This is a genomic window from Streptomyces africanus (assembly GCF_002150735.1).
Lineage (GTDB): Bacteria > Actinomycetota > Actinomycetes > Streptomycetales > Streptomycetaceae > Streptomyces > Streptomyces africanus.
In genome coordinates this window covers 34,880-55,036 of sequence record NZ_MUKA01000212.1, presented here as the reverse complement: position 1 = coordinate 55,036, position 20,157 = coordinate 34,880, and the positions used below count along the sequence as shown (strand labels likewise).

Here is a 20,157-nt window from a genome sequence, read left to right as displayed (position 1 = left end):
CGGTGGCGGGCGACGCGAGCCCCGGCTGGCTGCGCGAGGCGGCCCGGGCGATCGCGGACTGTGTCCCCGACGGGTCGTACCGCACGCTTCAGGGCCAGACGCACATGGTGGAGCCGAATGTGATGGCGCCGGTGCTNNCCTCCACGCGCGCGTGGAGGCCTGCCCTCCTGAGGTCCGCGGCGTCAGGCCACGCCCGCCGTCGCTCGCCTGGTCGACGCGATCGTCGCCGACCCCACCACGCGCGTGCCGTCGTACAGGACGATCGCCTGGCCGGGGGCGACGCCGCGGACCGGCTCCGCGAAGGACACCTCCAGCCGGCCGTCGGCCGGCTCGGCGGTGACCTCGGTCTCGCCGCCGTGGGCGCGGAGCTGGGCCGTGTAGGTGCCCGGGCCGGTGGGGGCGGCGCCGCACCAGCGCGGCTTGATCGCGGTCAGGGCGCTGACGTCCAGCGCGTCGGCCGGGCCGACCGTGACCGTGTTGGTGACCGGGGAGATGTCGAGGACGTAGCGCGGCTTGCCGTCGGGCGCCGGGGTGCCGATGCGCAGGCCCTTGCGCTGGCCGATGGTGAAGCCGTACGCGCCCTCGTGCGTGCCGATCCGGTTGCCGGACTCGTCGACGATGTCGCCCTCGGAGCGGCCGAGCCGGTTCGCGAGGAAGCCCTGGGTGTCGCCGTCGGCGATGAAGCAGATGTCGTGCGAGTCGGGCTTCTTGGCCACGGCCAGGCCCCGGCGCTCGGCCTCCGCGCGGATCTCGTCCTTGGTGGTGACCGTGTCCCCGAGCGGGAACATCGCGTGGGCGAGCTGCTTGTCGTCCAGGACGCCGAGGACGTAGGACTGGTCCTTGGCCATGTCGGAGGCGCGGTGCAGCTCGCGGGTGCCGTCCTCGCGGACGATCACCTTGGCGTAGTGGCCCGTGCAGACCGCGTCGAAGCCCAGCGCCAGCGCCTTGTCCAGCAGCGCCGCGAACTTGATCTTCTCGTTGCAGCGCAGGCAGGGGTTGGGGGTGCGGCCGGCCTCGTACTCGGCGACGAAGTCCTCGACGACGTCCTCGCGGAAGCGGTCGGCGAGGTCCCACACGTAGAAGGGGATGCCGATGACGTCCGCGGCGCGGCGGGCGTCGCGCGAGTCCTCGATGGTGCAGCAGCCCCGCGCGCCCGTCCGGAAGGACTGGGGGTTGGCGGAGAGCGCGAGGTGGACGCCGGTCACGTCGTGGCCCGCCTCGGCCGCGCGGGCGGCGGCTACGGCGGAGTCGACTCCGCCGGACATGGCGGCCAGGACGCGGAGGGGACGGGAGCGCTGCGGGGTGTCAGTCATAACCCTTCCAGGGTAAGGGGGCGCGGGAACCAAGGCCGCCGGGTATCCGTTGGCGATCACATGGGGGCGAGACGAGCAGCCAAGGACACGGACCGGCGCATCGGCCGGCGGGCCCTGATCGTCGGCGGGGCGGCGGCCGCCGTGGGCTCCGCGGTGCTGGCCCGGGACGAGCTGGGCCGGCTGTGGTGGCGCGTGCCGGGCGTGGAGAAGCCGCGCAAGGCGGGCGAGGTCGACTACGCGGGCGCCCGCTGGGTGGCCGCGTCGGACGCGAACTGGCGCCGTGCGGACCGGCCGGACGACTACGGCATAGACATGGTGGTCGTCCATGTCACCCAGGGCAGCTTCGACAGCGCGGTGAAGGCCTTCCAGGACCCGGGGCACAAGGCGGCCTCGCACTACATCGTCCGCAAGGACGGGCACATCGCCCAGATGATCCGCGAGCTGGACGTGGCGTACCACGCGGGCAACCGCGCCTACAACGAGCGCAGTGTCGGCATCGAGCACGCGGGTTTCGTGGACCGGCCGCAGGACTTCACGGACGAGATGTACGAGGCCTCGGCCCGGCTCACGGCCCGGATCTGCGCGCGCTACGACATACCCGTCGACCGCGAGCACATCATCGGCCACGTGGAGGTCCCGGGCACGGACCACACGGACCCCGGGCCGCACTGGGACTGGGACAGGTACATGCGGCTGGTGCGCCAGGCGCGGACGTCGCCGGCCTGACCGGTCGAGCAGGGAGGAGAGGGCGGAGAGGGCGGAGACTACGTCAGCCCCGCCGCCCGCGCCCGTTCCACCGCCGGGCCGATGGCCTTCGCCAAGGCCTCGATGTCGTCCTCCGTGGAGGTGTGGCCGAGGGAGAAGCGCAGGGTGCCGCGGGCCAGGTCCGGGTCGGTGCCGGTGGCGAGGAGGACGTGGCTGGGCTGGGCGACGCCGGCGGTGCAGGCGGAGCCGGTGGAGCACTCGATGCCCTGGGCGTCGAGCAGGAGCAGCAGGGAGTCGCCCTCGCAGCCGGGGAACGTGAAGTGCGCGTTGGCCGGCAGGCGTCCCTCCGGGTCCGGGTCGCCGCCGAGGATCGCGTCCGGCACGGCCTCGCGGACGGCGGCGACGAGGGTGTCGCGCAGGGCGCCGATCTCGCGGGCGAACCACTCGCGCTGCTCGGCGGCCAGCCGCCCGGCGACGGCGAAGGAGGCGATGGCGGGCACGTCGAGGGTGCCGGAGCGGACGTGGCGTTCCTGGCCGCCGCCGTGCAGGACGGGGACGGGGGTGTGCTCGCGGCCGAGGATCAGGGCGCCGATGCCGTACGGTCCGCCGATCTTGTGGCCGGACACCGTCATCGCGGCGAGGCCGGAGGAGGCGAAGTCGACGGGGGTCTGGCCGAAGGCCTGGACGGCGTCCGAGTGCATCGGGACACCGAACTCGGCGGCCACGTCCGCGAGTTCGCGGATCGGCAGGATCGTCCCGATCTCGTTGTTCGCCCACATGACGGTGGCGAGGGCCACGTCGTCGGGGTTGCGGGCGATCGCCTCGCGCAGGGCGTCCGGGTGGACGCGGCCGTGGGTGTCGACCGGCAGGTACTCGATGGTGGCGCCCTCGTGTTCGCCGAGCCAGTGCACGGCGTCGAGGACCGCGTGGTGCTCGACGGGGCTGGCGAGGACGCGGGTGCGGGCCGGGTCGGCGTCGCGGCGTGACCAGTAAAGGCCCTTGACGGCGAGGTTGTCCGCCTCCGTGCCGCCCGAGGTGAAGACGACCTCGCTGGGGCGGGCGCCGAGGGCTTCGGCGAGGGTCTCGCGGGCCTCCTCGACGGTGCGGCGGGCCTGCCGGCCGGATGCGTGGAGGGAGGACGCGTTGCCGGTGGCACCCAGGTGGGCGGTGAGCGCCTCTGCCGCCTCCGGGAGCATCGGGGTGGTCGCGGCGTGGTCGAGGTAAGCCATGGTGAGCCCGATTCTACGGCTCCCCTCCGGCGGCCCTCAGATCAAGGTTGGCCGAACCTGAAGGGAGGTGAACCGCTTTCCCGCGCGGCTGCGGCCCGTCGTCCCCGGGCCGGCCGCGGCTCGTCGGTGCAGGACGGTCCGACGGCGGCTCAGAAGCTCCACGAGATCGTGCTGTCGGCCTGCACGAACAGGGCCAGGACCAGCAGGTCGGCGACGCCGAGGCCCAGACCCAGCAACGCGCGGCCACGGCGCTGGGTGCCGCGCCACAGGGCGACGCTCGCCAGCACGATGGCGATCGGGCCGAGGAAGACGTTCAGGACGAGGAGGCCGAGCAGGCCCAGGATGAAGGACGCGACGGCCATGCCGTCGGTGTCGCGGATACCGGTGCGGCGCGTGGCCGGAGCGGTGAGCTGCATGGTGATCGACTCCCGGTGTCGGGTCGGTGGCGGGCGGTCGGTGAGCGGGGGCGGCGTCAGTGGGCCTGCGTGTGGCGCCGGCGGCCGTGGCGCTCGCGGAGCGCGAAGATGCCGAGCCAGACGGCTATGACGACGCCCGTGGCCACGGAGAAGGTGAGCGGCGCGTGGGCCACGGTGCCCAGGACGAAGCCCAGCAGCAGGAGCGCGGCGACGATGAACAACACGGGAAACAACCCCCAGGGTTTCGGTGAACGGTTGTGGTTACAGTTGTTCACTGACTTCCCAGTCTAGCCTGTCTCATGACTTTCCAATTACGGAGAACAGTTGTTAACTGCATGGTATGAGTCACACCCTCGGCATCCGGCAGGCCCAGAAGCAGAAGACCCGGCAGGCGCTCCTGGACGCGGCCCTCGGGCTGCTGGAGGAGCAGAGTCTGAGCAGCCTGGGGCTGCGCGAGGTCACCCGCGCCGTCGGTGTCGCCCCGACCGCCTTCTACCGCCACTTCCGCTCCACGGCGGATCTGGGCGTGGCCCTGGTCGAGGAGGCGCTGGGCAGCCTGCACCCGATGATCCGGACGACGGTGTCCACGACGGGCGACAGTGAGGAACGCATCGCGCGCGCCATCGAGCTGATCGCCCGTCACGTCGACGGGTACCCCGCACATGTCCGGTTCATCGCCCGTGAACGACATGGCGGAGTCCAGCCGGTCCGGGAGGCCATCCGGGACCAGCTGGCCCGGTTCGCCCAGGAGGTCAAGGACGAGCTGGCCAAGGACCCGGTGTCCGCGGGCTGGACCGAGGACGACCTGCTGATGCTCGCGCACCTCTACGTCGACCAGATGCTGATCACCGCGTCACTCTTCCTGGAGGCGCTGGAGGGCCCGGAGCGGGAGCGCGAGGAGCGGACCCGGCACGTCACGCAGGTGGCGACCCGGCAGCTGCGGCTGATCGGCCTGGGCCGTCACCACTGGCTGGACTGACCGCACGACGGGCGGCGCGCTGGTACAGCTCCCCGACGGAGGCGGCCGCCCTGGCCAGTTCCTCGCGGACCTCAGGGGGTGAAAGGACCTCCACCTCGTCGGCGAACACGAGCAGTTGGCGGGTCTCCGGGAGGAATCCGTACGTCAGCCGCACGGACGCCCACTCGCTCTCGCCGTCGTCGTCGAGAACGTGCGCCGGGACGAAGTCCGTCAGCCGCAGGAACATGTCCAGCCGCTCGCGCCGCACCCGGACGGTGACGTCCAGCCCACTGGGCCGCTCCTCGACCTGGCGGCGCAGGCCCTCCCAGGCGTCGGCGAGTTCGACGCCCGGGCGTCGCCGTACGGGCTCGTCGAGGAGCCGGGCGGAGCGCACCCGGTCCGCCCGGAAGAGCCGGGGTTCGGCCCGCCGGTCGGCGACCAGGTACCAGACGCCGGCCTTGGCGACGAGGCCGTACGGGTCGACAGTGTACGTCCGCGCCTGGCGCTCTCCGCTGTGCCGGTAGCGCAGCCGCAGCCTGCGGTCGGCGAAGACCGCGTCGCGCAGCACCTCCAGGTCGACGGCCGGCCGCGGCCCGCCGCGCCAGCGGGTGGCATCCACGAGGATGCGGCGGGAGGCCGTCTCGGCGGCCGGGCGGTGCGGGGCCGGCAGCGCGGCCATCACCTTGCGCAGGGCCGAGCCGAACGCCGCGTCCAGGCCGAGCGCGGCGTGCGCGCCCTGCGCGGCCAGGACGAACAGCGCGCGGGACTCGTCGGTCGTCAGGCCCGTGACGTCCGTGCGGAACCCGGCGAGCAGTTCGATGCCGCCGTGCCGGCCGCGTTCGGCGTAGACCGGGACGCCGGCGGCCGACAGGGACTCCACGTCGCGGTAGACGGTGCGGACCGACACCTCCAGTCGTGCGGCGAGTTCGCGTGCGGGGACCCGGCCGCGGGTCTGGAGGAGCAGCAGGATCGACAGCAGGCGGTCGGACTTCACGGCATCAGCATCGTGGCGGACGAGGGCCCGGGCAAATGTTGACGGCGGCTGTCAGGTTTTCCGGCCATGCTCCTCCTGTCCACGCACTCAGGAGGAGTTTCATGACCAACGATCCCCGTCCGCTGTTCGGCCGCGCCACGGAGCAGGCCGCCGAGCTCATCCGGTCCGTGCGCGCGGAGCAGCTGGACCGCCCCACGCCGTGCAGCGAGTTCGACGTGCGCACCCTGCTGAGCCATCTCACCGGCGGGACCCACCGGGTGGCCGTCGTCGCCGAGGGCGGTGACGCGGCCGCGGTACGGCCGTTCGCCGAGGGTGTGCCGGACGACGGCTGGACGGCCGCGTACGACGAGGGCAGGACCCGGGCCGTGAAGGCCTGGGCGGGCGATGACCTGCTGGACGCGGTGATGCGCCTGCCGTTCGGCGAGATGCCCGGCCGGGCCGCCCTGTCCGCCTACGTCCTGGAGACGGTGACCCACACCTGGGACCTGTCCGAGGCCCTGGGGCATCCGCGCGACCTCGACCCGGAGCTCGCCGCGTTCGCGCTGACCGTGGCCCAGCGCATGCTGCCGGACGAACAGCGGGACGAAAACACGCCGTTCGCCTCGGCCCGGCCGGTCTCCGAGGGCGCCGACGACTACGGCAGGCTGGCGGCCTGGCTCGGGCGCGAGCCGCTCAGCCGAGCCTGACCCGCGCGAGCTGACGGGACTGCGCCACCAGCCGGTCGGCGCTGTCCCACACCTCGGCGTCCTCCTCCAGGAAGCCGCCGGCGAGGTTGCGCGTGGTGATCGACACGCGCAGCGGGCCCGGCGCCGGACGGCAGCGGACGTGCACGGTCAGCTCGACGGTGGGCACCCAGCCCGTCAGCCCGAGTTCGAAGGCGGTGGGCGGCAGGGCGTCCACCGCCAGCAGGAGGGAGAGCGGGTCGTGGTCCCGGCCGTCCGCGAGTCCGAACCAGGCCCGCATCTCGCCCTTGCCGGAGGGCTTGCCGAGGGCCCAGCCCAGGGTCGAGGGGTCCAGTTTGAGCATGAGCCGGTCGGCGATGGCCGAGCTGCCGTCGACGGGGGTGGGCCCGTCTTCCGGGCCGAAGCAGTGCTCCAGCGGCGGGATCGCGGGCGGAGCGGCCGTCGTGCGGACGTCGTCGGGCAGGGCGTCCAGGTTGCCGTAGGAGGCGAGGACGCGGATGCGTTCCACCTCGCGGCCCTCGCCGTCGTACTGGAAGAGGGAGGCCTGGCCGGTCGACAGGGTCCGGCCGGTGCGGACGACGTCCGTGCGGACGACCGCCGGGCCGGGCTGGGACGCGGTCAGGTAGTGCGCCGAGATGGTGAAGGGGTCGGCGTGCGGCAGGGTGTCGCCCAGTGCGCGGCCCAGGACGGCCAGCAGGTAGCCGCCGTTGACGGCGCTGATGATCGTCCAGCCGGCGGAGAGGTCGATGTCGTAGACGCCGGGCGCGCGTCGGGTGAGCGCGGTGTCGCGGTCGAACTCGCTGTCCCCGATCGTGGCCCGGACGGCCGGGGCGGAGGCTGCTTCTGGCATGGCTTGAACAGTACAAGAACTAACTACTAAGCGGTAGCTTTGGTCGGTTCGGACGTGGGTGAGACCCGGGCAATTTCTCGGTAAGTGTCCGCACTCGTCCGTAAACCCGGAGGGCCGTCCGTCCCTCTGAAGAGACATGAGCCTCACCGGGACTCCGTTCCTCTCCACGCTGATCGCGCTGTCGGTCGTCGCGCTCGCGCTGCCGCTGGCCCTGTGGTCGCGCGTCCGCGGCCCCCGCGCCCTGCGCACCGCGACGCGCGCACTGATGCTGCTGTTCGCCCAGGGGACCGCCGTGGCACTGGTCTTCACGCTGGTCAACAACGCCAACAACCTGTACGACGACTGGGCCGACCTGCTCGGCACCGGCGACCACGTGCAACAGGCAGCCGACCTCGGCGCCGACGGCACCGGAGGCATCGCGCTGAAGCGGCTGCCCCCGGTGCGCCAGACCTTCCGGCCGGCCACCGGGCCCGGCATGGGCGCGGCCGGCGGGGTGCGCGTCACCCAGCTCAAGGGCCGGGTGTCGGGCGTGAACGCCGAGGTCTACGTCTGGCTCCCGCCGCAGTACGACGAACCGGCCTACCGGCACCACAGGTTCCCGGTCGTGGAGCTGCTGCCCGGCTATCCCGGCTCGGCGAAGGCCTGGTTCGGCTCGCTGCACACGCACGAGCAGGTGCAGCCGCTGATGCGGGACGGGCAGGTCGCCCCGTTCATCCTGGTCGCGCCGCGCACCAATCTGCTGGCCGGGGTGGACACGGGCTGCGCCAACGTCCCGGGCACGGTCAACGCCGACACCTGGCTGAGCGTCGACGTGCCGATGATGGTCATGGACAACTTCCGCGCCGAGTCCGCCCCGCGGGGCTGGGCCGTGGCCGGCTACTCGGCCGGGGCGCACTGCGCGGCCAAGCTCGCCGTCGCCCACCCCGACCGCTACCGGGCCGCCGTCAGCCTGTCCGGCTACAACGACCCGCTCGGCGAACGCGACTCGCTCGCCGCGCAGACCCCCGCCCTGCGGGCCGGGAACAACCCCTGCCTGCTGCTGCGCAGCGCACCCGTCCCGCCGCCCGTCTCGCTCTACCTGTCCGGCCAGCCGCACGACGGCTACGAGGCGGCCGTCGCCCTGGAACAGACCGCGAAGGCCCCGACGACCGTGCACGTGGTGTACATCCCGAGGAGCGCGGGCGGTCACACCATGGCGCTGTGGCGGCCGCAGGTGGTCCCGGCGTTCCGCTGGCTGACGGAGGTGACGGGCCTCGGCCAGGTCACGGCAGGACGGGCTGCTCCTCCTCGCTCACCGTCGACCGCCGGTGCCAGGCCCGCGGAGCTCGCCAGTGGAACCGCATGGCGAGCAGGCGCAGTACGAAGGCGGTGATCACCGCGAGGCCGCTGGTGAGCGGGTTCAGGGCGTCGTAGCGGATGCACAGGGCGACCAGGGCGGCGCCGACGATCGCCGGGACCGCGTACAGGTCACGGTCCCAGCGCAGCAGCGAGGGCACCTCGTTGGCGAGGACGTCCCGCAGCACACCGCCGCCCACCGCCGTGGTCAGCCCCAGGCCGGCGGAGGCGGTCAGGCCGAGTCCGTACTCGTACGCCTTGATCGTGCCGGCGACGCAGAACAGGCCGAGGCCGGCCGCGTCGAAGACGTTCACGGCGACCTGGATGCGCTCCACCTGGGGGTGCAGGAAGAAGACCAGGAGGGTGGCGAGCAGCGGGGTCAGGAAGTACCCCAGGTCCGTGAAGGCGGCGGGCGGTACGGCCCCGATGACCAGGTCACGGAAGAGCCCGCCGCCCAGCGCGGTGACCTCGGCGAGCACGGCGATGCCGAACACGTCGAAGTTCTTGCGCACGGCCAGCAGGGCGCCGGAGATCGCGAAGACGAAGATGCCGATCAGGTCGAGCGTGTGCTGGACGGACGGGCTGAAGAGTTGCAGGAGCACCCGAACATTTTTACCCACGGGTGAGCCCCCGCCCCGAGGCGCGGGGACGGGGGCTCGGGCGGGGTCACTTCTCCACGGGGGTGGCGCCGCCGTTGCCGGCTGCGACCTCCTTGGCCGAGGACAGCAGTTTGGTGTCCTGCGGCTGCTGGTCCTCGAAGTTCTCCGGGTGGTGGCAGGCGACGCGCTGTCCGGCCCGCAGCTCCACCAGCGGGGGTTCCGTGGTCTTGCAGATCTCCGTCGCCTTCCAGCACCGGGTGTGGAAGCGGCAGCCGCTCGGCGGGGAGATCGGCGAGGGCACGTCGCCCTTGAGCAGGATGCGCTCGCTCTTGACGCCCCGGCGCTTCGGGTCCGGTATCGGCACGGCCGACAGCAGGGCCTTGGAGTACGGGTGCATCGGCGACTTGTACAGCTGGTCGCGGCCGGCCAGCTCGACGATCTTGCCGAGGTACATCACCGCGATCCGGTCCGAGACGTGCCGGACGACCGACAGGTCGTGCGCGATGATCACGTACGTCAGGCCCAGCTCCTCCTGGAGGTCGTCCAGCAGGTTCACCACCTGCGCCTGGATCGACACGTCCAGCGCGGAGACCGGCTCGTCCGCCACGACCAGCTTGGGGTTGAGGGCGAGCGCGCGGGCGATGCCGATGCGCTGGCGCTGACCGCCGGAGAACTCGTGCGGATAGCGGTTGTAGTGCTCGGGGTTGAGGCCGACCACCGACAGCAGCCGCTGGACCTCCTTCTTCACGCCGCCCTCGGGGTCGACGCCCTGGAGCCGGAAGGGGGCGCCGACGATCGTGCCGATGGTGTGCCGGGGGTTCAGCGAGGAGTACGGGTCCTGGAAGATCATCTGCACGTCGCGGCGCATCGGGCGCAGCTCGCCGGTCTTCAGGTGCGTGATGTCCCTGCCCTCGAACTCGACCGTGCCGCCGGTCGGTTCGAGCAGCCGCGTGATCAGCCGGCCCATGGTGGACTTGCCGCAGCCCGACTCACCGACGACGCCGAGCGTCTCGCCCTTGCGGACCTCGAAGTCGATGCCGTCGACCGCGCGCACCGCGCCGGTCTGCCGCTGGAGCAGGCCCTTGCGGATCGGGAAGTGCTTCTGGAGGCCGGTCACCTTCAGCAGGACCTCGCCGTCGGCGGCGGTGTCCTGGGTGAGGGTGCTCCCGCTCGTGTCCGGTTCGCTCACGGCTTTTTCGTCGCTCACAGCTTCGGCGCAATCTCTTCGGTCCAGATACGCTCCCGCTGCTCCTGCGTCATGTGGCAGGCGGCCCAGTGCGAGCCGCCGACCTCGGTCAGCTCGGGGCGGACCGTGCGGGTGACGTTGTCCTTCGGGATGTCCGCGTACGGGCAGCGCGGGTTGAAGGCGCAGCCGGACGGGAGGTTGATGAGGGAGGGCGGCGCGCCCTTGATGGGGATGAGCCGGTCGGTCTCCTCGCGGTCCAGGCGCGGCATCGAGCCGAGCAGGCCCCAGGTGTAGGGGTGCCGGGGCTCGGAGAACACGTCCTCGGCGGGACCGCGCTCGACGCACCGGCCGCCGTACATGACCAGCAGGTCGTCGGCCATCTCGGCGACCACGCCCAGATCGTGGGTGATCATGATGACCGCGGAGCCGAACTCCTTCTGCAGATCGTGGATCAGGTCGAGGATCTGCGCCTGCACGGTGACGTCCAGGGCGGTGGTCGGCTCGTCCGCGATGAGCAGCTCGGGGTTGTTCACCAGCGCCATGGCGATCATGGCGCGCTGGCGCATACCGCCGGAGAACTCGTGCGGGTAGCCGTCCACGCGCTTGGCGGGCTCGGGGATGCCGACCCGGTCCAGCATCTCGATCGCCCGCTGCCGGGCCACCTTCTTGCTGACGTCGTTGTGGACCCGGTACGCCTCGACGATCTGGTGTCCGACCGAGTAGTAGGGGTGCATCGCCGACAACGGGTCCTGGAAGATCATGGCCATCTTCCGGCCGCGCAGCCGCCGTACGTCGTCGGGGTCGGCCGCGATCAGCTCCTGGCCGTCCAGCCAGACCTCACCGGAGACGTGAGCGCGCGCCGAGCGGTGCAGGCCCATCACGCCGAGGGAGGTGACGGACTTGCCGGAGCCGGACTCGCCCACGATGCCCAGGGTCTTGCCCTTGCGCACGTCGAAGCTGACGCCGTCCACGGACTTGACCAGGCCGTCGTCGGTGTCGAAGTGGACGCGCAGATCGCGGACGGACAGGAACACGTCGTCGTCCGCGGACGGGGCGACGGTGTCCGGTTCGCCGAGCGCGGCTTTGTCGAGCTTGCTCACGAGTACCTCACCCGGGGGTCGATGGCGGCGTACACCAGGTCGACGACGAGATTGCAGAAGACGATGAAGAACGCGGCGACCAGGGTCACGCCCATCACGATGGGCAGGTCGTTGTCCTTGATGGCCTGTACCGAGTATGCGCCGATGCCCTGGAGGGAGAACACGGTCTCGGTGAGCACCGCGGTGCCGACGAGGGTGCCGAAGTCCATGCCGAAGATGGTGACGATCGGCGTGAGCGCGGAGCGCAGGCCGTGCTTGGTGACGACCGTGGTCTCCTTCAGGCCCTTGGCCCTGGCCGTTCTGATGTAGTCCTCGTTCATCGTCTCCAGCATGCCCGCCCGGGTGAGCCGGGCGTACAGCGCGGAGAACAGGAAGGCGAGGCTGATCCAGGGCAGCATCAGATGCCAGGCCCATTCGGCGGGGTTGTCGGTGAACGGGACGTAGTCGATGCTCTCCCAGATCGGGATCTCGTAGACGAAGAGCGCGAGCAGGATCTGGCCGGTGAAGAAGATCGGGAGCGAGACGCCGGCGAGCGCGATGAACATGGAGACGCGGTCAATGGGCTTGCCCTTGCGCAGAGCCGAGATCACACCGGTGGTCACACCGGAGACCAGCCAGATCACCGCGGCACCGACGGCCAGCGAGAAGGAGACCGGGATCCGCTGCTCCAACTGTGGCCACACCTCGATGTGGCTCTTGAAGGAGTACCCGAAGCAGGGTGCGCTGCAGTGCGTCGCGTCGGGACCGAACTTGTAGTCGGCGCCCACCACGAGGCCCTTGACGAAGTCCCAGTACTGGACGTAGACCGGCTGGTCCAGCCCGAGGTTCTGCTTGATCGCGGCGACGGACTCGGGGTTCGCGTCCTTGCCGACGTACTGGGTGGCCAACTGGTCGGCCGTCTGTCCCCCGAGGCGGGGGACCAGGAAGAAGATGGCGAAAGTGACTGCGCTGACCACCAGCAGCAACAGCACCGCGCCCATGACGCGTCGGAGGATGTACGCAGCCACAGCTGTGCGGCCCCGGGTGGCCGCGGCGGGATTGTCCGCCGCGGCCACCCAGTGCCTTCACCTGCCTTTCGAAAGGATCCGGCCTGCTGGTTACTTCGAGGAGCCCATCAGCAGGTAGTCGTACATACCGAGGTAGGCCTGGGTGACCGTGACGTTCGTCGCGGACGTGGGCCGGAGCAGCAGGTTCTTGCGGTAGATGACCGGGACGACCGAGGCGTTGTCCTGGACCATCTTGTCGATCTGGCCCCAGGCCTTGGTGCGGGCCGCGTCGTCGGTGTTGGCGATCGCGTCCGACAGGGCCTTGTTGATCTTCGGGTCGTCCAGCTCCATCAGGTTGTTGCCGCCCGAGGGCTTGATGGCGGCGCCGTTGATGATCTGGTCGAGGAAGCCGTAGCCGGTCGGCCAGTCCGCGCCCCACGCCATCGACAGCATGCCGAGCTTGTTCTTGTGAACGTAGCTCGGGACACCGGCGAAGTTGGAGAAGTACTTACCGGCCGGGAACTGCTTGATCTCGATGTTGATGCCGATCTTCTTCAGCGACGCCTGGACGGCCGTGGCCTGCGCCACCTCGGCGGGGCGGTCGGAGCGAGCGGTCATGATCGTGCTGAAGCCGTTCGGCTTGCCGCACGCCTTCAGCTCCGCCTTGGCCTTGGCCACGTCACCCTTGTGACCCTCGGTCGCGTAGGTGTCGAACTTGGTGTAGCCGTTGACCGACGGCGGCAGCAGCGTGGTCGCCACGTCACCCTTCGGCGAACCGCCCATGGCGTCGAGCACCGACTGCTTGTCGAGGCCCCACTGCACGGCCTTGCGGCAGTGGATGTTGTCGAACGGGGCGACCTTCAGGTTCAGCGCGATGTACTGCGTCGCACCGGCATACGAGCTGTCCGTCTGGTTGACGTACTTGCCGCGCAGCACCTTCGGCTGGGTCTGCGGCTGCACACCCGTGCCGGCCGCGTCAGCTGTGATCTTGTCGGAGAGCAGGTCGTTGTCGACCGTGACCGGGTTGACCTTGAACTTGATCGAGATCTTGTCCGGCAGGGCCTTGCGGACCGGGTCCGTCTTGGCGTCCCACTGCGGGTTGCGCACGAGGGTGGCGCCGCGGCCCTCCTCGTAGGACTGGAACTGGTACGGGCCGGTGGACTGGATCGCCTGCACGTACTTCGCACCGGTGTCCTTCGACTGCGGCACCGGCGCCGTCTGCGAGAACGTCGCCAGGTAGTCGAAGTCGGCGAACGGCTGCTTCAGCTTGAAGACGATCGTCCGGTCGTCCGGCGTCTCGATGGACTTGATGCCCTCGGGGGACTTGTCCTTGTAGGGACCCTTGTACTTGTCGCCGCCCTCCAGGTACGACTTGAAGTACGTCGGGCCGTTGGACAGGGCCTCGGGCGCGAAGTTGGAGCGCTCGATGGCGTACTTCACGTCCTTGGACGTCACCTCGGTGCCGTCCTGGAACTTCACACCCGCACGCAGCTTGTACGTCCAGGTCTTGGCGTCCGGGCTGGACTTGCCGAGTCCCTCGGCGAGGTCCGGCACGATCTCCAGGCCTTCCTTGCCCGCCGCCGGTTTGAACGACGTGAGCGTCCTGCCGTAGAGGCGGGAGAAGTTCTGCACCCAGCCGTAGTACGTGTTGCCCGGGTCGAGGGAGTCGGGCACGTCCGAGTGCTCGTACGTGACTGTCCCGCCCTTCTTGCTCGACGCGTTGACGATCGAGTTCAGCGCGGCGTCCTTCTTGCCGTTGCCTCCCCCGTCGTTGTCGTCACCTCCGCCGCCGCACGCGGCAGCACCCAGCGACAGCGCCAGGACCGACGCAACGCCGGCGGTCACCCTTCTCGTCTTCACCTGAGGAAGCCCCCTCATTCGATGGATCACTTGCTGCGAGGGTCGAGGGCGTCACGCAGCCCGTCACCCAGCAGGTTGAAGGCCAGGACGGTGATGAAGATCGCCAGTCCGGGCACGAACATGTACTGCGGATCAGCCGTGTAGAGATCCACAGCGTTGCTGAGCATGCCGCCCCAGGAGGCCTGTGGCGGAGCGATACCGACACCGAGGAAGCTCAGCGCGGCCTCGAACAGGATGTTCGTCGGGATGATCAGCGTCGAGTAGACGAGGATCGGCGCGACGAGGTTCGGGAGGAGCTCCCGGAACAGGACGTACGGACCGCGTGCCCCGAGGCTCGTGGCGGCCTCGATGAATTCCCGCTTGCGCAGGGTCATCGTCTGGGCGCGCACGATGCGGCCGATGTACGGCCAGCTGAAGAAGCCGATCACGAAGATCAGCACACTGATGCGCAGGGACAGGCCTTCGAGACCGAAGAACCCGTCCTGCACGGAGGCCGAGATCGAGATGGCGAACAGGAGCAGCGGGAAGGCGAGGAAGGTGTCCATCAGCCTGCTGATGACACTGTCGATCCAGCCGCCGTAGTACCCGGCGATGACACCGAGCACGGTGCCGATGCACACGGACAGCAGCGTGGCGCCGCCCGCGACCAGGAGGGAGACCCAGGAGCCGTCGATGATGCGGGCGAGCATGTCCCGGCCGTACTGGGGGTCCACGCCGAGCGGGTGGTCCCAGCTCATGCCTCCCCAGCCGCCCTTGGGGGCGAGCAGCGCGGGGTCGATGAGGTCCTGGTTGAACTTGTTCGGATCCAGGTTGAAGATCCACTGGATCGGCTTGGAGAACACCGCCAGCAGCGTGAGCAGGATGACGACGATGCCGCCCGCCATCGCCACCTTGTCCCGCTTGAAGCGCATCCAGGCGATCTGGGTGAGCGAGCGCCCTTCGATCTGGCTCTTCTTGACCCCGGAGAGCACGGCCTCGGGCTGTGCTCCGGCTTCCGCCCCGGTGGTCTCGATCGGTGCGGTCACGGTGCGATTGACCCCTCTCGGGCCGGCGATCGCCGAGCCCCTGGCTGCCGCTGTAGCGGTTTGTTTGTCTCGTACACGAGACCGACCCGGCCCGTGTCTTGCGGGGAGTCTTCAACGCTTTGGCGATCTGTTGCCAGACTTGGCGGTGAAAGGATGCGTAAACGTGATGCTGTCTGCGGGGTTCCGTTATCCGGACAGTGGGTAACGGGGGTCGGACGCGCCGAGATGGGAGAATTTTAGGACAGACCTGCCGTTTTCACCCCTATCTACGCGCGGAGAGCTGAGAGCGGGTCGCGTTCGAGGGTGGATAAACAGGGACCGTCGGACGGTCCGCGGGAGGCCCGCGAGGCGGGTCAGTAGCGGCCCTGGACCGGGGGGTATCCGTAGCCCGAGGCGGGTGCCTGGACGGGGGCGGTGGCGTGGGCCTCGCGGTCGTAGAAGGGGCGGGCGCTCTCGCGCAGCCACATGGCGACCGGGTCGTGCTCGTCGGACATGGCGACGGTCGAGACGGGCAGCCCGTCCGGTACGGCACCGAGGGACTGCTGCATCATCGCGCGCACGGAATCCACGGCCGGCGGCGAGGTGTCGTACACATCCAGTCCGATGGCGAGATACGGCGCGCCCAGCGCGGGCTGCACCCAGGCCCGGCGCAGCGAGCGGACGGCCGGGGTGCGGTGGGCGTTCTGCGCGAGCAGGGCGTAGAACTGCGGGAGCTCGATGGCCGGCTCGGACAGCCGCAGCGGGCCGGCAGGCTGGCGGTCCAGGCCCGTGGCGATCCGGCGCAGATCGAGCCAGGGGATGCCGACGCCGCCGCCCGGGGCGTGCGGGTTGAGCCAGAGGCCGTAGTGGTCGGGGTAGAGGGCGCGGGCGACGTCGACACCGTCGATCACCTCGTAGCTGCGGTTCCAGCCGCTGGCCGAGAGTTCCTGTGCGGAGGTCACGCAGGGGGCGTAGCCGTGGCCGTCGACCTCCATGTTCCCGTACTGGGCGTCGGGGGAGCCCGCCTGGCCGTGCCAGAGGAGCATCCAGATCTGGCCGGTGTGCGGGGTCGCGAGCGCGCGCAGGAGTGCCTCGTAGGCGTCGTAACGCCCGGGCGTGACCTGGCGCAGCATGTGCTCGACCTGTCCGGCCGCGGCCGTGCCGCTCGCGCTCACCTTTACCGCCCCTTCGTACAACGCCTCGACCGTGACCTAGCTTAAGCCCGTCCGGGGGCCAGGAGCTTAAGCCCGCCTGGGAGCTCGGGTCTTTGTGCCGTCTCGCGAGTGCGGGTCGTTCGTGGCTTGTCGCGCCCACGCGGCGGAGCCGCATGATGTCACTGCCCCGCGCCCCTGGGGACGCTGCCCCTGAGGGCGTTTACAGGCTCCGCTGATAAAAGGGCCGGACCCTGTCTCTCATCCACGTGCCCACCGGGTCCTCCGCCACGTCCAGGAGGACCAGGTTGACCTGCCACGGGGCCGGGCACCGGGTCACGGCACGGGACAGGGCCTCCAGGGGAAGGGCCCGCAGGTCGCCTTCCCACTGGGAGAGTTCGACGCCCACGAACATCACCGGGTCGGCGGTCTCGATCGCGGCGAGGCAGCGGCGGGCGGTGAGGACGACGCCGACGGCCTCGAACTCGGCGGAGGCGGCGGCGAGGAAGTCCACCGGGTCGTCCTGCCAGTCGGGCTCGAAGAGGCGGACCCGGCCGCCGCTCGCGGGGCCGTCCAGGGGGGTCCGGCCGGCCCGGCAGAGCTCGGCCACCGCGGGCGGCGGGAGCGGTATGCCGACCACGCCGCCCGGGTTGACGGCTATCCCCGCGTGCGGGGGCAGGCCACGGGCGAACTCCACGGCGGGCGCGATCGTGAACGACATGTGGGAGCCGACGACCTGGCGGAACTGCTCCTCGGAGCTGAACACCGGTACGTACGCCTGGCCCTCGATCTCGATGCCGGGCAGGTCGAGGGGGCCGCTCTGCGGGCCGCCGCCGTTCGGCAGGGGCACCCACACGAAACTCCGGCCGAGCACCTCGACGATCCGCCCGCCGGCCGACGGCCCGGCGCCGAGGGAGGCCGAGAGCACCTCCTCCAGTTCGTTGCCGGGCCACCCGCCGTGCGGGTGGCCCTGCGTCTGCGCCGGGAAGTCCGCGGAGAAGTCCGCCGGGAAGTCCATCTGCCTACCGCCTGCCTGGAACCACTGCTGTGGCTCAAAAGGCTAACGGCTCCCCGGCCGCCGGCGGTCAGCCCGTGAACCCGATCCGGCGCAGGGTGCCCGCGGCGTCCCGGTCGACGAGGATCGCCGAGCCGCAGCCCGCGGGCAGTTCGCCCCGCTCCACGGAGCGCAGCAGGCGGCCCGCCGCCGCGCGGTGCCGCAGGAACGCGTACCGCGAGACACCGCGGCCCCGGTCGCGCTGGCCGGCCAGGGCCTCCTCGGGGCTGACGTCGAGCATGAGCAGATGCAGGGTGCCGCCGCGGCGGCGGGCCTCGCGGGCCAGCCAGCGGCGGACCCAGGCCTGGGTGCCGCAGTCGTGCACGACGACGCCCTCGCCGGTGCGCAGGGCGCGGCGCAGCCCGGCGTAGTGGGCGAGGCGGACGAGCGGGCGGTAGACCCCGTACGGCAGGAAGCGCGGCATGCGGCTGTCCCAGCGGTCGCGGGTGTCCTGGGAGTCGATGCGCCGGCCGGGCACGGTGCGCCGCATCAGCGTGGACTTGCCGCTGCCGGGCAGGCCCGTGACCACGACGAGGTCGCGGGGGCCGAAGAGCAGCGCGTGCGGGCCGCGGCCCTGGCGCTCGCGCAGATCGCGGACGACCGGCACCGGCAGCGGGCCGCAGGCCGCGCGTGCCGGAGCGGCCGGCTGCTCGGGCAGCGCGATGCCCGACGTCGTGGCGTACGCGGTGGTCCTGTTCACCGTGATCGTCCTCCCCTGGGGCCAGGTACTTCAGTCCCATCCCCGCCGAGTGTAAAGAGAAGGTAATGCCCGATGTCTCTGGTTTTAGTCCTCTTCCCGCAACAGCCCTGCTACAGGGTGGTCCCCCTGCCACCCCCCGACGATGCGTGCAATGATGTGCGCGCCAACTGCATACCGGCCGTTTGAATCCGCGCGGGAGAGTCCCCAGCACCGTCCGACGCTGGGGCGCCGAAGGAGCAAGTCCCTCCCTTGAATCTCTCAGGCCCCGTTACCGCGCGGGCGAGGCACATCTGAAAAGCGGGCCGCCGTCCTCGGTGGTCCCACCCAAGGTGCAAGCCATGGCCCGTGTGGTCATGGCGAACCTCTCAGGTTCCGATGACAGATGGGGAGGAACGACCTCGCCCGTCATCCCTTGGAGACGACCGACCGATGAGCAGTACAGGAGAACTCCGCCACACCGCGCTCGATGCCCTGCATCGTTCGCTCGGCGCGACGATGACCGACTTCGCCGGCTGGGACATGCCCCTGCGCTACGGCTCCGAGCGCGACGAGCACACCGCCGTGCGCACGAAGGCCGGGCTCTTCGACCTCTCCCACATGGGCGAGATCACCGTCACCGGCCCGCAGGCCGCCGCCCTGCTCGACTACGCCCTGGTGGGCAACATCGGCGGCGTCAAGCCCGGCCGCGCCCGCTACACCATGATCTGCCGGGCCGACGGCGGCATCCTCGACGACCTGATCGTCTACCGGCTGGGCGAGACCGAGTACATGGTGGTCGCCAACGCCTCCAACGCCCAGGTGGTCCTGGACGCGCTGACGGAGCGCGCCGCCGGCTTCGACGCCGAGGTGCGCGACGACCGGGACGCCTACGCGCTGATCGCCGTCCAGGGGCCGCAGTCCCCGGGGATCCTGGCGTCCCTGACCGACGCCGACCTCGACGGCCTGAAGTACTACGCCGGGCTGCCCGGCACGGTCGCGGGTGTCCCGGCCCTGATCGCCCGCACCGGTTACACCGGCGAGGACGGCTTCGAACTGTTCGTGAAGCCGGAGCACGCGGTCGAGCTGTGGCAGGCCCTGACCAAGGCGGGCGAGGGTGCCGGGCTCGTCCCGTGCGGGCTGTCCTGCCGCGACACGCTGCGCCTGGAGGCGGGCATGCCGCTGTACGGGCACGAGCTGAGCACCTCCCTCACGCCGTTCGACGCCGGGCTCGGCCGGGTGGTGAAGTTCGAGAAGGAGGGCGACTTCGTGGGGCGCGAGGCCCTGCGCGAGGCCGCCGCCCGGGCCGAGCAGAACCCGCCGCGTGTCCTGGTCGGGCTCGTCGCCGAGGGCCGCCGGGTCCCGCGCGCCGGGTACGCGGTCGTCGCCGGCGGCGAGGTGATCGGCGAGGTCACCTCCGGCGCCCCCTCCCCCACGCTCGGCAAGCCGATCGCGATGGCCTACGTCGACGCCGCGCACGCCGCGCCCGGCACACCCGGCGTGGCCGTGGACATCCGGGGCAGTCACGAGCCGTACGAGGTCGTGGCGCTGCCGTTCTACAAGCGCCAGAAGTAGACACTGGCCGGGGCCGTGGCAGCGACCCCGTTGTCCGTCGTCCCAGATCATCAGCAGTCCCCCCTTCCACAGCACTCCCGCGCGTACAGGAGAATCCAGGCCATGAGCAACCCCCAGCAGCTGCGTTACAGCAAGGAGCACGAGTGGCTGTCGGCCGCCGAGGACGGCGTCTCGACGGTCGGCATCACGGAGCACGCGGCCAACGCGCTCGGCGACGTGGTCTTCGTCCAGCTCCCCGAGGTCGGCGACACGGTGTCCGCGGGCGAGACCTGCGGCGAACTGGAGTCGACCAAGTCGGTGTCCGACCTCTACTCCCCCGTCTCCGGTGAGGTCACCGAGGTCAACGAGGACGTGGTGAACGACCCGTCGCTGGTGAACTCGGCCCCCTTCGAGGGCGGCTGGCTGTTCAAGGTGCGGGTCACGGACGAGCCGGGCGACCTGCTCTCCGCCGACGAGTACACCGCGTTCTCCGCCGGCTGAGGA

21 protein-coding genes and 2 riboswitches are annotated in these 20,157 nt (G+C 70.8%); of the genes, 6 read left to right on the top strand and 15 right to left on the bottom strand.

The features are described from left to right. Window positions 1–182: 182 nt before the first annotated feature. The gene (mnmA, locus tag CCL05_RS24895; RefSeq protein WP_086562712.1) at window positions 183–1,313 is read right to left on the bottom strand and encodes a tRNA 2-thiouridine(34) synthase MnmA; all 1,131 of its coding nucleotides are present in this window, start codon (window positions 1,311–1,313) and stop codon (window positions 183–185) included. A 60-nt stretch (window positions 1,314–1,373) separates the two neighbouring features. On the opposite strand from mnmA, the gene CCL05_RS24890 reads away from it, so the two are divergent. Beyond that, on the top strand, window positions 1,374–2,039 hold the full coding sequence (locus CCL05_RS24890) for an N-acetylmuramoyl-L-alanine amidase (RefSeq protein WP_086562711.1): 666 nt from the start codon (window positions 1,374–1,376) through the stop codon (window positions 2,037–2,039). A gap of 38 nt (window positions 2,040–2,077) precedes the next feature. Here CCL05_RS24890 and CCL05_RS24885 read toward each other — a convergent pair whose 3' ends face one another. The 3 genes from CCL05_RS24885 to CCL05_RS24875 form a co-directional block, all read right to left on the bottom strand. Further along, on the bottom strand, window positions 2,078–3,247 hold the full coding sequence (locus CCL05_RS24885; RefSeq protein ID WP_086562710.1) for a cysteine desulfurase family protein: 1,170 nt from the start codon (window positions 3,245–3,247) through the stop codon (window positions 2,078–2,080). Window positions 3,248–3,396: 149 nt separating this feature from the next. After that, window positions 3,397–3,663, bottom strand: coding sequence for a DUF4190 domain-containing protein (locus CCL05_RS24880; RefSeq protein ID WP_086562709.1), 267 nt, complete (start codon window positions 3,661–3,663; stop codon window positions 3,397–3,399). Window positions 3,664–3,719: 56 nt separating this feature from the next. Next, window positions 3,720–3,887, bottom strand: a complete 168-nt coding sequence (locus tag CCL05_RS24875) for a hypothetical protein (RefSeq protein ID WP_010041793.1) — start codon at window positions 3,885–3,887, stop codon at window positions 3,720–3,722. 116 nt (window positions 3,888–4,003) lie between these two features. Here CCL05_RS24875 and CCL05_RS24870 point away from each other — a divergent pair, with 116 nt between their 5' ends. Continuing rightward, window positions 4,004–4,642, top strand: a complete 639-nt coding sequence (locus tag CCL05_RS24870; protein WP_086562708.1) for a TetR family transcriptional regulator — start codon at window positions 4,004–4,006, stop codon at window positions 4,640–4,642. On the opposite strand, the gene CCL05_RS24865 is transcribed toward CCL05_RS24870, so the two are convergent. Beyond that, entirely contained in the window at window positions 4,578–5,615 is a 1,038-nt protein-coding gene (locus CCL05_RS24865; protein WP_086562707.1) for a helix-turn-helix transcriptional regulator, read from the bottom strand. The genes CCL05_RS24870 and CCL05_RS24865 overlap by 65 nt on opposite strands. A 101-nt stretch (window positions 5,616–5,716) precedes the next feature. Between CCL05_RS24865 and CCL05_RS24860 the strand changes: the two genes are divergently transcribed. After that, window positions 5,717–6,301 (top strand): TIGR03086 family metal-binding protein, encoded by a 585-nt coding sequence (locus CCL05_RS24860; RefSeq protein ID WP_086562706.1) that lies wholly within the window; start codon window positions 5,717–5,719, stop codon window positions 6,299–6,301. Here CCL05_RS24860 and CCL05_RS24855 read toward each other — a convergent pair. Continuing rightward, window positions 6,288–7,148, bottom strand: coding sequence for a thioesterase family protein (locus CCL05_RS24855; RefSeq protein WP_086562705.1), 861 nt, complete (start codon window positions 7,146–7,148; stop codon window positions 6,288–6,290). The genes CCL05_RS24860 and CCL05_RS24855 overlap by 14 nt on opposite strands. A gap of 136 nt (window positions 7,149–7,284) precedes the next feature. Between CCL05_RS24855 and CCL05_RS24850 the strand changes: the two genes are divergently transcribed. After that, on the top strand, window positions 7,285–8,520 hold the full coding sequence (locus CCL05_RS24850; RefSeq protein ID WP_086562704.1) for an alpha/beta hydrolase: 1,236 nt from the start codon (window positions 7,285–7,287) through the stop codon (window positions 8,518–8,520). On the opposite strand, the gene CCL05_RS24845 is transcribed toward CCL05_RS24850, so the two are convergent. The 9 genes from CCL05_RS24845 to CCL05_RS24805 all read right to left on the bottom strand — a co-directional run bounded on the left by CCL05_RS24845 (window position 8,411) and on the right by CCL05_RS24805 (window position 18,123). Next, a complete protein-coding gene (locus CCL05_RS24845; RefSeq protein WP_086562703.1) occupies window positions 8,411–9,085 on the bottom strand; it encodes a trimeric intracellular cation channel family protein in 675 nt (224 codons plus the stop codon). The two genes, CCL05_RS24850 and CCL05_RS24845, sit on opposite strands and share 110 nt — an antisense overlap. Window positions 9,086–9,149: 64 nt before the next feature. Beyond that, the gene (locus tag CCL05_RS24840; protein WP_086562702.1) at window positions 9,150–10,271 is read right to left on the bottom strand and encodes an ABC transporter ATP-binding protein; all 1,122 of its coding nucleotides are present in this window, start codon (window positions 10,269–10,271) and stop codon (window positions 9,150–9,152) included. A gap of 14 nt (window positions 10,272–10,285) precedes the next feature. Further along, window positions 10,286–11,368, bottom strand: a complete 1,083-nt coding sequence (locus CCL05_RS24835) for an ABC transporter ATP-binding protein (protein WP_086562701.1) — start codon at window positions 11,366–11,368, stop codon at window positions 10,286–10,288. Next, window positions 11,365–12,375 carry an ABC transporter permease gene (locus CCL05_RS24830; protein WP_086562717.1) on the bottom strand — a complete coding sequence of 337 codons (1,011 nt, stop codon included), beginning with the start codon at window positions 12,373–12,375 and terminating at the stop codon, window positions 11,365–11,367. Before CCL05_RS24830 ends, CCL05_RS24835 begins: the two co-directional genes overlap by 4 nt. A gap of 90 nt (window positions 12,376–12,465) precedes the next feature. Beyond that, window positions 12,466–14,232, bottom strand: coding sequence for an ABC transporter substrate-binding protein (locus CCL05_RS24825; RefSeq protein WP_208641612.1), 1,767 nt, complete (start codon window positions 14,230–14,232; stop codon window positions 12,466–12,468). An 8-nt stretch (window positions 14,233–14,240) separates the two neighbouring features. Continuing rightward, the gene (locus tag CCL05_RS24820; RefSeq protein WP_086562699.1) at window positions 14,241–15,239 is read right to left on the bottom strand and encodes an ABC transporter permease; all 999 of its coding nucleotides are present in this window, start codon (window positions 15,237–15,239) and stop codon (window positions 14,241–14,243) included. 353 nt (window positions 15,240–15,592) lie between these two features. After that, window positions 15,593–16,393: an enhanced serine sensitivity protein SseB C-terminal domain-containing protein gene (locus CCL05_RS24815; RefSeq protein ID WP_086562698.1), complete on the bottom strand. Its 801-nt coding sequence runs from the start codon at window positions 16,391–16,393 to the stop codon at window positions 15,593–15,595. Between the two features lie 199 nt (window positions 16,394–16,592). Next, window positions 16,593–17,387 (bottom strand): enhanced serine sensitivity protein SseB, encoded by a 795-nt coding sequence (locus tag CCL05_RS24810; protein ID WP_086562697.1) that lies wholly within the window; start codon window positions 17,385–17,387, stop codon window positions 16,593–16,595. Window positions 17,388–17,454: 67 nt separating this feature from the next. Further along, entirely contained in the window at window positions 17,455–18,123 is a 669-nt protein-coding gene (locus CCL05_RS24805; RefSeq protein WP_086562696.1) for an AAA family ATPase, read from the bottom strand. A gap of 183 nt (window positions 18,124–18,306) precedes the next feature. Continuing rightward, a riboswitch (glycine riboswitch) is annotated at window positions 18,307–18,407 on the top strand. Beyond that, a riboswitch (glycine riboswitch) is annotated at window positions 18,408–18,515 on the top strand. A gap of 37 nt (window positions 18,516–18,552) precedes the next feature. On the opposite strand from CCL05_RS24805, the gene gcvT reads away from it, so the two are divergent. Together gcvT and gcvH are read left to right on the top strand one after the other, a co-directional pair. Further along, window positions 18,553–19,674 (top strand): glycine cleavage system aminomethyltransferase GcvT, encoded by a 1,122-nt coding sequence (gcvT, locus tag CCL05_RS24800; protein WP_086562695.1) that lies wholly within the window; start codon window positions 18,553–18,555, stop codon window positions 19,672–19,674. Window positions 19,675–19,776: 102 nt separating this feature from the next. After that, a complete protein-coding gene (gene gcvH, locus CCL05_RS24795; RefSeq protein ID WP_086562694.1) occupies window positions 19,777–20,154 on the top strand; it encodes a glycine cleavage system protein GcvH in 378 nt (125 codons plus the stop codon). The last annotated feature ends 3 nt before the right edge of the window (window positions 20,155–20,157 follow it).